This window comes from Flavobacterium sp. LPB0248 (assembly GCF_013388355.1).
Taxonomy (GTDB): domain Bacteria; phylum Bacteroidota; class Bacteroidia; order Flavobacteriales; family Flavobacteriaceae; genus Flavobacterium.
In genome coordinates, this window is record NZ_CP058246.1 from 3,409,868 (window position 1) to 3,424,013 (window position 14,146).

The 14,146-nt window shown below is 32.1% G+C and carries 13 protein-coding genes; 12 read left to right on the forward strand and 1 reads right to left on the reverse strand.

Annotated features, from left to right (window positions below; translation table 11 throughout):
- Positions 1-49 precede the first annotated feature (49 nt).
- The 3 genes from LPB248_RS14385 (at position 50) to ctlX (ending at position 3,309) form a co-directional block, all read left to right on the forward strand.
- Positions 50-1,327 carry a citrate synthase gene (locus LPB248_RS14385; protein WP_177212029.1) on the forward strand — a complete coding sequence of 426 codons (1,278 nt, stop codon included), beginning with the start codon at positions 50-52 and terminating at the stop codon, positions 1,325-1,327.
- Between the two features lie 62 nt (positions 1,328-1,389).
- Positions 1,390-2,304 carry a dimethylarginine dimethylaminohydrolase family protein gene (locus tag LPB248_RS14390; protein WP_177212030.1) on the forward strand — a complete coding sequence of 305 codons (915 nt, stop codon included), beginning with the start codon at positions 1,390-1,392 and terminating at the stop codon, positions 2,302-2,304.
- A gap of 69 nt (positions 2,305-2,373) precedes the next feature.
- Positions 2,374-3,309: a citrulline utilization hydrolase CtlX gene (gene ctlX, locus LPB248_RS14395; protein WP_177212031.1), complete on the forward strand. Its 936-nt coding sequence runs from the start codon at positions 2,374-2,376 to the stop codon at positions 3,307-3,309.
- An 82-nt stretch (positions 3,310-3,391) separates the two neighbouring features.
- On the opposite strand, the gene LPB248_RS14400 is transcribed toward ctlX, so the two are convergent.
- Entirely contained in the window at positions 3,392-4,018 is a 627-nt protein-coding gene (locus LPB248_RS14400) for a MarC family NAAT transporter (protein ID WP_177212032.1), read from the reverse strand.
- Positions 4,019-4,170: 152 nt separating this feature from the next.
- Between LPB248_RS14400 and LPB248_RS14405 the strand changes: the two genes are divergently transcribed.
- From LPB248_RS14405 to LPB248_RS14445, 9 genes are all read left to right on the forward strand, one after another.
- Positions 4,171-4,536 (forward strand): CoA-binding protein, encoded by a 366-nt coding sequence (locus tag LPB248_RS14405; RefSeq protein WP_177212033.1) that lies wholly within the window; start codon positions 4,171-4,173, stop codon positions 4,534-4,536.
- 94 nt (positions 4,537-4,630) lie between these two features.
- Complete coding sequence (recR, locus tag LPB248_RS14410; protein ID WP_177212034.1) at positions 4,631-5,251, forward strand: recombination mediator RecR; 621 nt, start codon at positions 4,631-4,633, stop codon at positions 5,249-5,251.
- Positions 5,252-5,323: 72 nt separating this feature from the next.
- On the forward strand, positions 5,324-6,115 hold the full coding sequence (locus tag LPB248_RS14415) for a polysaccharide biosynthesis/export family protein (protein WP_177212035.1): 792 nt from the start codon (positions 5,324-5,326) through the stop codon (positions 6,113-6,115).
- A 15-nt stretch (positions 6,116-6,130) separates the two neighbouring features.
- The gene (locus LPB248_RS14420) at positions 6,131-8,572 is read left to right on the forward strand and encodes a polysaccharide biosynthesis tyrosine autokinase (RefSeq protein WP_177212036.1); all 2,442 of its coding nucleotides are present in this window, start codon (positions 6,131-6,133) and stop codon (positions 8,570-8,572) included.
- A 22-nt stretch (positions 8,573-8,594) separates the two neighbouring features.
- A complete protein-coding gene (locus LPB248_RS14425) occupies positions 8,595-9,566 on the forward strand; it encodes an SDR family oxidoreductase (protein ID WP_177212037.1) in 972 nt (323 codons plus the stop codon).
- 28 nt (positions 9,567-9,594) lie between these two features.
- A complete protein-coding gene (locus LPB248_RS14430) occupies positions 9,595-10,986 on the forward strand; it encodes a UDP-glucose 6-dehydrogenase (RefSeq protein WP_177212038.1) in 1,392 nt (463 codons plus the stop codon).
- Positions 10,987-11,069: 83 nt separating this feature from the next.
- A complete protein-coding gene (locus tag LPB248_RS14435) occupies positions 11,070-11,534 on the forward strand; it encodes a UpxY family transcription antiterminator (RefSeq protein ID WP_177212039.1) in 465 nt (154 codons plus the stop codon).
- Between the two features lie 283 nt (positions 11,535-11,817).
- Positions 11,818-13,104, forward strand: a complete 1,287-nt coding sequence (locus LPB248_RS14440) for a nucleotide sugar dehydrogenase (protein ID WP_177212040.1) — start codon at positions 11,818-11,820, stop codon at positions 13,102-13,104.
- A 30-nt stretch (positions 13,105-13,134) separates the two neighbouring features.
- Positions 13,135-14,142, forward strand: coding sequence for a mannose-1-phosphate guanylyltransferase (locus tag LPB248_RS14445; RefSeq protein WP_177212041.1), 1,008 nt, complete (start codon positions 13,135-13,137; stop codon positions 14,140-14,142).
- Positions 14,143-14,146: the final 4 nt, after the last annotated feature.

Sequence of the window (14,146 nt, forward strand, 5' to 3'; positions counted from 1 at the left end):
TTCATTAGATTTGATAAATTATTATTTAAAGAATTATTTCCAGTATATTATGTCAAAAATAGCTACATTAGAAATAGATGGTAAAAAGATTGAGCTTCCAGTAATCACAGGGAGTGAAAACGAATCAGCTATCGATATCAACAAATTACGTGATTTAACAGGTTATATTACTCTTGATCCAGGGTATAAAAATTCAGGATCTTGTACAAGTGAAATCACTTTCCTAGATGGAGAAGAAGGAATTTTACGTTACAGAGGATATTCTATTGAAGATCTTGCTGAACAAGCAAGTTTCTTGGAAGTTTCATATCTTTTGATTTTTGGTGAATTGCCTACGGCTTCACAATTAGAGGATTTTGAAAATGGTATAAAAAAACATTCTTTGGTAAACGAAGAAATGAAAAATATCATTGACGGTTTCCCTAAAACAGCTCACCCGATGGGAGTGTTATCTGCTTTGACTAGTGCTTTAACGGCTTTTAATCCTAAAGCAGTTAACGTTGATAATGAAAAAGAAATGTACGAAGCTATTTGTAAAACAATGGCCAAATTTTTAGTGATTGCTACATGGACTTACAGAAAATCTATGGGTTATCCTTTAAATTACTATGATAACACAAAAGGTTATGTAGAAAGCTTCATGCAATTAATGTTTAAATTGCCTACAGGGCCTTACGCTGCAAATCCTGTAATTGTAAATGCTTTAGATAAATTGTTTATTCTTCATGCTGATCACGAACAAAATTGTTCTACTTCTACGGTTAGAATGGTAGGTTCTTCTCACGCAGGTTTGTTTGCTTCAGTTTCTGCAGGAGTTTCTGCTTTATGGGGGCCACTTCATGGTGGAGCTAATCAAGCAGTACTTGAAATGCTTGAAGAAATCAATAAAGACGGTGGTGATACAGATAAATTCTTAGCGAAAGCGAAAGATAAAAATGATCCATTCCGTTTAATGGGATTCGGACACAGAGTGTACAAAAACTTTGATCCAAGAGCTAAAATTATCAAAAAAGCAGCAACGGAAGTATTAGAAACTTTAGGTGTTGAAGATCCAATTTTAGATATTGCAAGAAAATTAGAAAAAGCGGCTCTTGAAGATGAGTACTTCAAATTAAGAAACTTATATCCAAACGTTGATTTCTATTCTGGAATTATTTACAGAGCTTTAGGAATTCCAACAGATATGTTTACAGTTATGTTTGCAATTGGAAGATTACCAGGTTGGATTGCGCAATGGAAAGAGATGCGTGAAAATAAAGAGCCAATCGGAAGACCAAGACAAATTTATACAGGACATCCTTTACGAGAGTTTAAGTCTAATAAATAAAAAACGAAAGCTTCACTTAACTGTGAAGCTTTTTTTATATTTGCTCAAAATACAATAAAGTTATGTTGCAATTAAATGTAAAGAATGAAACGTCTCGACTTCGTGCTGTAGTTCTTGGTTCTGCTGTTCATAATGGACCAACTCCAACTATAGAAGAGGCTTATGATCCTAAATCATTGGAACATATTAAAGCAGGAACTTACCCTGTAGAAAAAGATATGGTTGCTGAAATGGAAGCTTTTAATGCTGTTTTTCAGAAATACGATGTAACTGTTTATCGTCCGGAAATGATTGAAAATTACAATCAGATTTTTGCTAGGGATATTGGGTTTGTTATTGATGATATCTTTGTAAAATCGAATATTCTTCCAGATAGAGAACGTGAATTAGATGCTATTCAATATGTAATTGATCAGATTGATCCATTAAAAGTAGTTCGTCCTCCAGAAGAAGTTCATATCGAAGGAGGAGATGTGATGCTTTGGAATGATCATATTTTTATCGGAACTTATAAAGGAAGCGATTACAAAGATTATATTACTGCAAGAACCAATATGCATGGTGTAAACTATATTAAGTCATTATTTCCTAATAAGATTGTAAAGGAATTTGATTTAGTAAAATCTAAATTGGAGGCAAGAGATAATGCGTTGCATTTAGATTGTTGTTTTCAGCCGGTTGGAAAAAACAAAGGAATTATCTATAAAAGAGGTTTCCGTGAAGAAGCAGATTATCTTTATTTAGTGAAACTTTTTGGGAAAGAGAATCTATTTCATATTGAAAGAAACGAAATGTATAATATGTTTTCGAATGTATTTTCAATTGATGAAAATGTGGTGGTTTCTGAAAAGAATTTCACAAGATTAAACAACTGGCTTCGTGAAAATGGTTTTATCGTTGAAGAAATTCCATATGCTGAAATTTCAAAGCAAGAAGGTTTGTTGAGATGTTCGACGCTTCCATTAATTAGAGACTAAAAAAACAATTTTAAATTTCAGGCTTCTAGAAAAGCTTGAAACCTGAAACTTGAAGCAAAAAAATAAAGAATGAGACAGACTACTAATGCGATCGTGATGATTCGTCCAGTTGCATTCAGAATGAATGAACAAACGGCTGTAAATAATTATTATCAAAAAGTATTAGACGGACTTTTACCAAGTACCGTAAATGCAAAAGCGCAACAAGAATTTGATGCTTTTGTAGAAAAACTTAGAGTGGTTGGAGTAGATGTAACGGTTGTCGATGACAATTTAGAGACTGATACTCCAGATAGTATTTTTCCAAACAATTGGGTTTCATTTCATGAAAATGGAGACGTTGCACTTTATCCGATGTTTGCTGAAAATCGCCGTCAAGAACGTCGTGAAGATATTTTGGATACTTTGGAAGAAAAAGGATTCGAAATTGCAAATATCATGGATTATACTTCTGCAGAAGAAGATGGCATTTTCTTAGAAGGAACAGGAAGTTTATTATTAGATAGAGCAAACGGAAAAGCGTATTGCGCATTATCGCCAAGAGCAGATGAAGAATTGTTTATAGAATTCTGTGAAGATTTTGATTATGCTCCTGTAATTTTTGAAGCTTTTCAAACTGTTGATGGTGAGCGTAAATTAATTTATCATACCAATGTGATGATGTGTTTAGGTGAAACTTTTGCAGTTATTTGCGCAGATTCTATTGACGATAAAAAAGAACGCAAAATGGTTCTGGATAATCTTAAACAAGATCAGAAAGAAGTAATTCTAATAACGGAAGATCAAGTGAATAACTTTGCTGGAAATATGCTGGAAGTTAGGGGGAAAGATGATAAGAGATATATTGTAATGAGTGCGTCGGCACATCAAAGCTTAAGTCCGAAACAAATTTCGCAATTAGAAAACCACGCTGAAATTTTAAGTTCAAGTTTGGATACAATTGAAGCTTGCGGTGGAGGAAGTGCCAGATGTATGATGGCAGAAGTTTTCTTGCCAAGGGCTTAAATTAAATGAATAGATGAAAAGAAAAAGGGATGAAATTTAAATAATTTCATCCCTTTTTCTTTTGGATAGTAGAGCGTATTAGTTAAAAATTTCCTTTAATAATATTGATTATGGCACTTACTATATATTGAATTCCGATTGAAATAACTATAAAGCCAACAATTCTAGAAATTGCAACAATGCCGGAGGCTCCCAATATTCTAGCTAAATAATGTGCGCTTTTTAGAATAGCAAAGATGGCGATTGCGATTGCAAGGATTGCAAGAGTTGAAATTATAACTTCATTTATTTCATGGTGTTCCTGATAAAAAGCAATTAAAAGTGACATAGATCCAGGGCCTGCAAGCATAGGTATTGCGAGAGGTGTAAGTGCAATATCATTTCTATGCTGTGCTTCGTTTTCAATTTTTTTATTGATTCCTCGTTTCTTGTTGAATTTTCCAGACAATAAAGAGAATCCAGAATTTACGATCACGATTCCTCCAGCAATTCTTAAAGCATCTATGCTAATACCGAAAAAAGTTAGAACATATTGGCCAATAAAATAAGAAACCAATAAAATGATAAAAACATTAATCGCAGTCCAAAGAGAGATTCGAGATCTTTCTTTCTGAGAATCGTGCTGGGTTAAACCAACAAAAATGGGTACAGTTCCAATTGGGTTCAGTACCGAGAATAAGGCAGCAAATAAGTAAATAAATAATTCCATAAAATATTGGTTAGTGAAGTAAATGTAGTTATTTTTTGATGCTTTTGTGCGAAATTATGTTATGATTTTGTTTTTATTACTATCGATTCTGAATCAAATACATAAGGCTTAATCGTTCTTTTTTGATTACTTTTGCAATCTAAATAAAAACTATGAAAAGCAAAAAAACATTAGTTATAGGAGCTTCAACAAATCCAGAACGTTATTCATTCAGAGCTGTTAATATGCTTGTAGGAAAAGGGCACTCAGTGCTAGCAATAGGGCAAAAAGCAGGTGAAGTTGCTGGAGTGAAAATTCAGACTAAAGCAATACCAGTTAAAAATATTGATACGATTACATTGTATTTAAATCCTGGTCGTCAAAGAGATTATTATAATTACATTATTGAAGCACATCCTAAGCGTGTAATTTTTAATCCTGGAACTGAAAATCCAGAATTGTATCAATTATTGGAATTAAACGATATTCAAATTGAAGAGGCTTGTACATTAGTTTTGCTAACTACAAATCAATATTAATAAAATATTTGATAGTGATTTCTTACTATTGTTAAGACTTGAATTTAATGGTTGTAATGTAGGCTAAACCATTAAAAGTATTACTTTTGTCGTCATGGAATTTTCATCAAAATTAATCGAAAAAGCAGTAAACGAAATGTCGCAATTGCCAGGAATTGGCAAGCGCACAGCACTTCGATTGGTTCTTCATTTGTTGAAACAACCTAAAGAACAGACGGCCTTTTTATCTCAGGCATTATTAAATATGCGTGAGGATATAAAGTTTTGTGAAAGTTGCCATAATATTTCTGATACTAAAGTTTGTGAAATTTGTGCTAATCCTGTTAGAAATCATGAAACGATATGTGTCGTAGAGGATATCAGAGATGTCATGGCAATTGAAAACACGGGACAATTTAAAGGAATATATCACGTTCTTGGTGGAAAAATTTCGCCTATTGAAGGAGTTGGGCCCAATCAGCTAAATATTTCTAGTTTAGTGACAAAAGTAAAATCAGGAAATGTTACGGAGATTATTTTTGCATTAAGCTCAACAATGGAAGGGGATACGACAAATTTTTATATTTATAAACAAATTGCAGATTCTGAGATTTTAATCTCCACAATTGCGAGAGGAATATCGGTTGGTGATGAATTGGAATATGCAGATGAAATAACATTAGGACGAAGTATTTTGCACAGAATACCTTTCGAAAAAACATTTAAAAATAATTAACCAACTCCAAATAATAACTTGATTTTCCTGAACACTGTAAGGAAAGGCTATGTTTGCGATAAAATTGAACGAATGACAAAAAAAAGCTTTTTTCTGTTTCTATTAATTTTAATGTTGTTTACATCATGTATTCCGATTAAAGATTTGGTCTATCTTCAGGATAAAAATGATTCTGGTGAGCAATCAGCGATTGCAGCGGTAGAGGCAAAACCATATAGATTACAGGTAAATGATGTTTTGAGTATTAATATAAAAGCAATTGATCCAAAATTAGTTTCTATTTTTAATACAACAGAAAACCAATCAACTCAAACAGGTAAAACTGAATCTAGTTTGTATTTTGATGGATTTACAGTTGATGATCATGGAAATATTAGAATGCCAATTTTAGGAGAAATAAATGTAATTGGATATACTCTTGAAGAAGTTCGTTTAAAAATTGAAAAGAAATTATTAGAAGAATATTTTAAAAGCGAAGCTAATGTCTTTGTTACAGTAAAGTTGGCAGGTTTTAGATATACTATTAATGGGGAGGTTGCAAGTACGGGAACGAAAACATTGTTTAAAGATAATGTAACCATTTTGGAAGCTGTTGCAAATGCAGGAGATATCACGACTGTTGGAAATAGAAAAGAAGTAACAGTAATTCGTCAGACTCCAACTGGTGTGCAAATGCACGATCTTGATCTTACGGATGTGAATGTAATGAAGTCGCCTTATTATTATTTACAGCCAAATGATTATATCTATGTAAAACCGCTGAGACAAAAAACTTGGGGAACAGGTCAGACGGGAATACAGTCAATAGGAACAATAATTACACTATTGTCTTTAGCTACTACAGTTTACCTAATTATAAAGTAAAAATAGATTTTTAAAATGTTAGATATTAAAGACTTTGCCATTTTTGAAAATCATTTACATTTTGATTTTAAAGGGTTTTTGTTAAAAATTGTAGGCTATTGGAAATGGTTTCTTGTAAGTTTGATTATTGCATTCACTATCGCTTATCAAATAAACGTTCGTAAAGAGAAAATTTATGAAATGCAGACCTTGGTTTCTATTAAAGAAGAAAATAATCCTTTTTTTACTGCAAATACAAGTTTGGTCTTCAATTGGGGAGGGATTTCTGATCAAGTAAATGGTATTTCGACAATCTTACAATCGCGATCTCATAATGAATTGGTAGTAGACAAGCTTCAATTTTATACTGATTATTTAGAACAAGGAAAGTATAATTTAATAGATTCATACGGAGCCGTACCATTTTATGTTGACATTGATAAAACAAAAGGACAGCTTGCAAATACATTAATTGGCATAAAGTTTTTAAGTGGAAATGAATATCAAATCGAGATTCCATTTGAAAATAGCTCAGTTTCACTGATTACTTATGGCAATAATTCTTATAGTAATACTTCTGTACAACCTGTAACTTTTATAAAGAAATACAAAGTAGGTGAGAGTGTTAATCTTCCATTTTTGAATTGGAAACTTCAAATAAATGACAATCCAGGATTTTATAAAGGAAATGAATACTTTGTTAGATTTAATGATTTTGATGGAACTGTATCTCGATATAAAAGTATAAATGTTGATACCGGAAGAAGTGGGGGGTCAATATTAACTTTATCGTTGCAAGGAACAAATAAGGCAAGGATGGTTGATTATTTGAACTCTACTGTAAAAATGCTTATTAAAATTCAGCTTGATGGTAAAAATCAATTTGCGACAAATACTATTAGATTTATTGATAGCACACTTGTGGCAATGGAATCTCAGCTCAAGCAGACAGGTAATGAATTAAAATCTTTTCAAAAAGATAAAAATGTTTACGAAATAGAAGGGGGTGGTTCTAAAGTTTCAGAGAAAATAATGGATTTCGATGTCGAAAAAGACCAGCTAACGAGGAAAATTGCGTACTATAATTCGCTAAAATCATATTTAAATAATAGCGTCGATTATTCTAGATTACCAGCGCCTTCTGTTGCTGGAATTGAAGATCCAAATATTGTAGCGAATGTTTCTAAACTTATAGCGCTTTCAACCCAAAGATCAGAAATGGCTTATGCTGTAAAAAGTGAAAAAATATTTAAAGATTTTGACAATCAAATGGCAGCAGTAAAGAATGTTCTTCAAGAGAATATCATTACTGCAAAAGCATCTTTATTGTATGATTTATCTTTGATAAATGCAAAAATTGGTCAGGCGGAAAGTACAGTAAGAAGACTCCCAGCAGAACAGCAAGAATTATTGAAAATTAAAAGGAAATACGATCTTAATGATAATATTTATACAGAATTTCTTCAAAAGAGAAATGAAGCAGAAATTGTAAGAGCGTCTAATTTATCAGATATTCATTTTATTGATCCTGCAAAAGATATTGGAGAAGGTTTAATTGGTCCCAAAACCTCTGTAAATTATATAATGGCTTTGTTTTTAGGAGTTTTAATTCCTTTATTATTTGTATTGGTATTTTTTTTTATTAATAATTCAATTCAAAATAGTGAAGATATTAGTAAGCTAACTCAGATTCCACTGCTTGGAGTTATTGGGTTTAATAAGGATTCTGGTAATTTAGCTGTTTTTGATAAGCCAAAATCAGCACTTTCAGAAGCATTTAGAGGTATACGTTCTTCTCTTCAGTTTCTGTATAAAAAACAGCAGGTTAGCGGATCAAAGACACTAATGATTACCTCTTCAATTAGCGGTGAAGGTAAAACATTCTGTTCCATAAATATTGCTACTGTATTTGCTTTAAGTGAAAAGAAAACAGTAATTGTTGGTTTAGATTTACGAAAGCCAAGATTGGCAGATGAATTTCAAATAAAGTCGTCTTTGGGAGTTGTCAATTATTTAATTAAACAAAATAATTTAGAAGAGATAACTAATTCAACTCCAATTCCAAATTTAGATGTAATTCTTTCAGGACCTATTCCTCCAAATCCTTCAGAGTTAATTTTAAGCGACACGATGAAAGAAATGATTGATGAACTGAAAAAGAAATATGATTATATTATTTTAGATACTCCACCAGTAGGTTTAGTGGCAGATTCATTAGAATTAGTTCAGTTTGCAGATGTAACATTGTATATAGTAAGACAGAATTATACTAAGAAAGATATGATAACGTTGTTAAATACCAGACTTAAACGTGGAGAGCTAAACAATGTGAGTATTGTGTTGAATGGTTATGAAAATAAAGCAAAATATGGTACTGGCTACGGATATGGTTATGGCGCTTACTCAAACGGTTATCATGAAGAAGAAGTCAAAGCTGGTTTTTGGAAAGCATTTATGAGTCGGTTTAAAAAGAGCTAAATTTGAATAAATTAGAAATAAAATGAAAGGCACAATTTTGATTACAGGAGGAGCTGGTTTTATAGGTTCGAATTTGACGGAGTATTTTTTAGGCTTTGGTTACAAGGTTATTTGTTTGGACAATTTCGCTACTGGACATCGTCATAATTTGAAAGATTTTTTGGATAATCCAGATTTTAAATTAATTGAAGGTGATATCCGAGATTTAGCTGATTGTAATCTAGCTGTTGAAGGAGCAGATTATGTTTTGCATCAAGCTGCCTTAGGTTCTGTTCCTAGATCAATTAAAGATCCAATTACAACTAATGATGTAAATATTTCTGGTTTTTTAAATATGCTTACAGCAGCACGCGATGCTAAAGTAAAGCGATTTGTATATGCGGCAAGTTCATCAACTTATGGAGATTCTCAAGGACTGCCAAAAGTAGAAGATGTTATTGGAAAGCCATTGTCGCCTTATGCAATTACTAAATATGTAAATGAGTTATATGCAGAAATTTTTAGTAAAACTTATGGCTTAGAGACAATAGGTTTGCGTTATTTTAATGTTTTTGGAAGAAAACAAGATCCAAATGGAGCTTACGCGGCGGTAATACCGAAATTTGTAAAACAATTTATGAATCATGAAAGTCCAGTGATCAATGGAGATGGAAATTATTCTCGTGATTTCACCTATATTGATAATGTTATTCAGATGAATGAGTTAGCAATGACCTCACAAAATCCAGAAGCGATTAATTCTGTTTATAATACTGCATTTGGAGATAGGAATACATTGAATGACTTAGTTAAATATTTAAAAGAATACTTGTCTGAGTTTGATTCAAAAATAAAAGATATTCCAGTCGTTTATGGTGAAAATAGAGCTGGTGACATTCCACATTCATTAGCAAGTATTGAAAAGGCAAAAAGAATGTTGGGCTATAATCCAAAGTATTCTTTGCAAGAAGGATTGAAAGAAGCTGTTGGATGGTATTGGAATAATTTAAAATAAAATTTAAGATCAAGATAAAAGAGATCAAATGAAAATTACAAAAATTTGCTGCATTGGTGCAGGATATGTCGGAGGACCAACAATGGCGGTTATTGCTCAAAAATGCCCACACATTCAAGTTACTGTTGTTGATTTAAATGAACAAAGAATAGCTGATTGGAATGATCCAAATCCTGAAAATATTCCTATATATGAACCAGGTCTTTCAGAAATTGTGGCAGAAGCACGAGGAAGAAATTTGTTTTTTTCTACAAATGTTGATGAAGCAATAGACGATGCTCAAATGATATTTATCTCAGTTAATACTCCTACCAAAACTTATGGAAAAGGTAAAGGCATGGCGGCTGACTTAAAGTATATTGAATTATGTGCGAGACAAATAGCAAGAGTAGCAAAACAAAATAAAATTGTAGTAGAGAAATCAACTTTGCCAGTTAGAACAGCTGAAGCAATTAAAAGTATTTTAGATAATACGGGAAATGGTGTTCAGTTTCAGATTCTTTCAAATCCAGAATTTTTAGCAGAAGGAACAGCAGTTACAGATTTATTAAATCCAGACAGAATTTTAATTGGTGGTGATACAACTCCAGAAGGAGAAGAGGCAATTAATTTATTGGTAGATGTTTATTCAAATTGGGTAAGTAAAGATCGAATTTTGACAACAAATGTTTGGTCATCAGAATTATCGAAGCTTACAGCAAATGCATTTTTAGCGCAACGTATTTCTTCAATTAATGCAATGTCGGAATTATGTGAACAAACGGGGGCAGATGTAAGTGAAGTAGCGAGAGCAATTGGAATGGACAGTAGAATTGGGCCTAAATTCTTAAAAGCTTCAGTAGGATTTGGCGGTTCTTGTTTTCAGAAAGATATTCTAAACTTAGTTTACATAGCAAAGTCCTACGGATTGAATGAAGTGGCAGATTATTGGGAACAGGTTATTATTATGAATGATCACCAAAAGAGAAGATTTTCAAATAAAATCGTTCAGACTTTGTATAATACGGTAGCTGATAAAAAAATAACATTTTTAGGCTGGGCTTTCAAGAAAGATACAAACGATACCAGAGAATCACCAGCAATTTATGTGGCTGATGATTTAATAAACGAACAAGCTAAAATTTCAGTTTACGACCCTAAAGTTTCTGAAAATAAAATGTTGAGTGATTTAAATTATTTGGAAACAAGATCAAGTCAAGAAAATGCAAAAGCATTAAATGTGTTTGAAAATGCTTATGAAGCATGTAAAGATGCTCATGCAATTGCAGTCTTAACAGAGTGGGACGAATTTACGACTTATGACTGGCAAAAAATTTATGACTCTATGCATAAGCCAGCTTTTATTTTTGATGGAAGAAATATTTTAGATGTGAAGTTGCTTGAGTCTATTGGCTTTGTATATAGAGGAATAGGGTCTTGAATTTCTTTTTGTATTAAGTGAAGTGAAATGATTTAAAAATGTGAAGTAGTATTTTGAGTTTTGCTTCTTTAATAAATAAAAAAATGAATTGGTACGTAGTTTATACAAAACCTAAATGGGAAAAAAAAGTAGCCGATAAACTTAGTCAATTGGGAGTAGAATGTTATTGTCCGCTTATTACTCAGGTTAGACAATGGTCTGACAGAAAGAAGAAGATAGAAGTGCCACTTTTTAACTCTTACGTTTTTGTTCAATTGCCAGACTCAGAGCGAAGTTCTGTTTTTAATGTGGCAGGGGTTGTTAGGTATTTGTTTTGGCTAGGAAAACCCGCAATTGTGAAAAATGAAGAAATAGAAACAATAAAGAAAAGTCTTAAAGCTTCTAATATTAGTGATGTTTCAGTTTCTGCTATTCAAGTTGGAGATAAAATTAAATTAGAATCGGGTGTATTCAGCAATCAAAGTGGGGTGGTTCAAGAAGTTTCAAATAATTATTATACTTTGGTTTTAGAAAGTTTAGGATGTATTTTGAAAATAAAATATAAATAATAGCGTTATCCTAGTAAAATTAACAGAAGAGAAAGTCTTTTTTTAGATTTTTTTTCTTCTGTTTTTTTTATAAAGTAATTATTTACATCCTGATTAATAAGGTATTGTAATTAAGTGTTTTTTTATTAACAATTAGTTTTTAAGTATTACGGGAAACCGTATTGAATAAGTAGACTTATTGTGCTATATTTGCCGAAAATGATTAATTTAGGTAGCTGAGTCAGAGATTTGTGACTTGGAACGGCGAAGCCGTGAATTGTAATGACCTAAATAAATTGAAGAAATGGAATTAGAAAAAAATGTGAAAATTGCGGTTATTGGTTTAGGATATGTAGGCCTGCCTTTAGCGCGATTATTCGCGACAAAATATGTGGTTGTAGGTTTTGACATAAACGAAGCAAGAGTTACGTCATTAAAATCTGGAACAGATTCAACTTTAGAAGTTGAAGATGATATTCTGCAAAAGGTTTTAGTTGAAAAACCTAACAAAAAAGGATTGTATTGCACAACTTCAGTAGATGATATTGCAAGTTGTAATTATTATATTGTTACGGTTCCTACTCCAGTCGATAAAAATAATAGACCTGATCTGACTCCGTTATATAAATCGAGTGAGACAGTTGGTAAAGTATTGAAAAAAGGAGATATTGTGATCTATGAGTCTACGGTATATCCAGGTGTTACAGAAGAGCAATGCGTTCCTGTTTTGGAGCGAGTTTCTGCCTTAAAATTCAATGAGGATTTTTTTGCGGGATATTCACCGGAAAGAATCAATCCAGGAGATAAAGAACATACTGTTGAAAAAATACTAAAAGTCACTTCTGGTTCAACTCCCCAAATAGGATTAAAAGTCGATGCTTTATACAAATCTGTTATTACAGCAGGGACTCATTTAGCTCCAACAATTAAAGTTGCAGAAGCAGCAAAAGTTATTGAAAACTCACAGCGAGATATTAATATTGCCTTTGTAAATGAATTGGCTAAAATATTCAACTTAATGAATATTGATACCCAAGAAGTATTGGCTGCAGCTTCAACAAAATGGAATTTTTTACCATTTAAACCTGGTCTTGTTGGTGGACATTGTATTGGCGTAGATCCTTACTATTTAGCCCAAAGAGCACAAGAATTTGGATATCATCCTGAAATTATATTAGCTGGAAGAAGATTAAATGATAGCATGGGAGAATATGTGGCTTCACAAATAGTGAAGTTAATGATTAAAAAAGGCATTTCAGTTAATGGTGCTGAACTATTGATGCTAGGAATTACTTTCAAAGAGAATTGCCCAGATGTTCGAAACACTAAGATTGTTGATGTTGTTAAAGCATTAAAAGATTATGGAATTGTAGTAACAATATTTGATCCACTAGCAAACGTTTATGATGTGAAAAAAGAATATAATTTAGCAACATTAAACTCTATTCCCGATAATAGATTTGATGCAATAGTTCTTGGAGTTTCACACGCTGAATTTTTAGAATTGCAATTTTCAAATTTGCAGAAAGAAAAAAGTTTAATTTATGATGTAAAGGGAGTTTTAGGATCTTTAGCTGATAATAGGCTTTAAATTTTAACTTCTTTTTTATTTTAAGAAAATATGAATTCAGACAAAAGCATTACACATGTTATCCTTACTGGAGGAGTAGGAAGTCGATTATGGCCACTTTCTCGTAAAAGCCGTCCAAAACAATATCTTGAAATATTTGATGGAAAGTCTTTATTTGAAATGACTGTTGAACGAAATAGTCATTTAGCAAATAAAGTAATGGTAGTAGGGAATGTTGATAATCATCAACTAAGTGGAAAAGTAATGGAGAAAACAAGTACTTCTTATGTAAATATTATTGAGGCAACACCAAGAAATACCGCTGCAGCTATAGCTTTCGCAGCATTCGCATCCCAACCAGATGATATTTTAATTATTACTCCTTCGGATCATATAATAGATCAAATGGAGAATTATAATCAAGCTATAAGCGAGGCTGTACAAAAAGCTAATGAAGGATTTATAGTAACATTTGGTGTTATTCCAACTAAACCAGAAACAGGATATGGGTATATTGAAGCAGAGAATGACAATGTGATTTCTTTCCGCGAAAAACCAAACGAAACTACAGCAAAAGAATTTATTGCAAAAGGCAATTTCTTGTGGAATAGTGGAATGTTTTGTTTTAAAGCAAATGTTCTTTTAGAAGAATTGAAGAAATTTCAACCTGATGTGTATGAAAAATCAAAAGCAGTTTGGGAGGCGAGTAAAGACGGTTTTTTAGATTTAGACTTATCTATGCAAATTCCTTCAATAAGTATAGATTATGCGGTGATGGAACGTAGTAAAAAAATTAAAGTTGTTCCTGCTTCTTTCTCTTGGTCGGATTTAGGTTCATTTGAATCAGTTTATGATTATTTATACTTAAAAGGCCATTCAACAGATTCTAATGGTAATATGGTTATCGGATGTGATAAGCACACCACTTTCCTTGGCTTGAAAAATACTATTTTTGTTTACACAGAAACAGCTAATCTAATTTTACAAAAGGAAAATTCGCAAGATGTAAAAGATATATATAACGAATTGGAAAGACAAAATTCGGATTTATTAAATTAATAAA

Bases quoted from the DNA above. Each gene is read 5' to 3' on its own strand.
- LPB248_RS14415 (WP_177212035.1), top strand. From the start codon at position 5,324: ATGACAAAAAAAAGCTTTTTTCTGTTTCTATTAATTTTAATGTTGTTT.
- recR (WP_177212034.1), top strand. From the start codon at position 4,631: ATGGAATTTTCATCAAAATTAATCGAAAAAGCAGTAAACGAAATGTCG.
- LPB248_RS14435 (WP_177212039.1), top strand. From the start codon at position 11,070: ATGAATTGGTACGTAGTTTATACAAAACCTAAATGGGAAAAAAAAGTA.
- LPB248_RS14440 (WP_177212040.1), top strand. From the start codon at position 11,818: ATGGAATTAGAAAAAAATGTGAAAATTGCGGTTATTGGTTTAGGATAT.
- LPB248_RS14385 (WP_177212029.1), top strand. From the start codon at position 50: ATGTCAAAAATAGCTACATTAGAAATAGATGGTAAAAAGATTGAGCTT.
- LPB248_RS14445 (WP_177212041.1), top strand. From the start codon at position 13,135: ATGAATTCAGACAAAAGCATTACACATGTTATCCTTACTGGAGGAGTA.
- LPB248_RS14430 (WP_177212038.1), top strand. From the start codon at position 9,595: ATGAAAATTACAAAAATTTGCTGCATTGGTGCAGGATATGTCGGAGGA.
- LPB248_RS14405 (WP_177212033.1), top strand. From the start codon at position 4,171: ATGAAAAGCAAAAAAACATTAGTTATAGGAGCTTCAACAAATCCAGAA.
- ctlX (WP_177212031.1), top strand. From the start codon at position 2,374: ATGAGACAGACTACTAATGCGATCGTGATGATTCGTCCAGTTGCATTC.
- LPB248_RS14425 (WP_177212037.1), top strand. From the start codon at position 8,595: ATGAAAGGCACAATTTTGATTACAGGAGGAGCTGGTTTTATAGGTTCG.
- LPB248_RS14420 (WP_177212036.1), top strand. From the start codon at position 6,131: ATGTTAGATATTAAAGACTTTGCCATTTTTGAAAATCATTTACATTTT.
- LPB248_RS14390 (WP_177212030.1), top strand. From the start codon at position 1,390: ATGTTGCAATTAAATGTAAAGAATGAAACGTCTCGACTTCGTGCTGTA.
- LPB248_RS14400 (WP_177212032.1), bottom strand. From the start codon at position 4,018: ATGGAATTATTTATTTACTTATTTGCTGCCTTATTCTCGGTACTGAAC.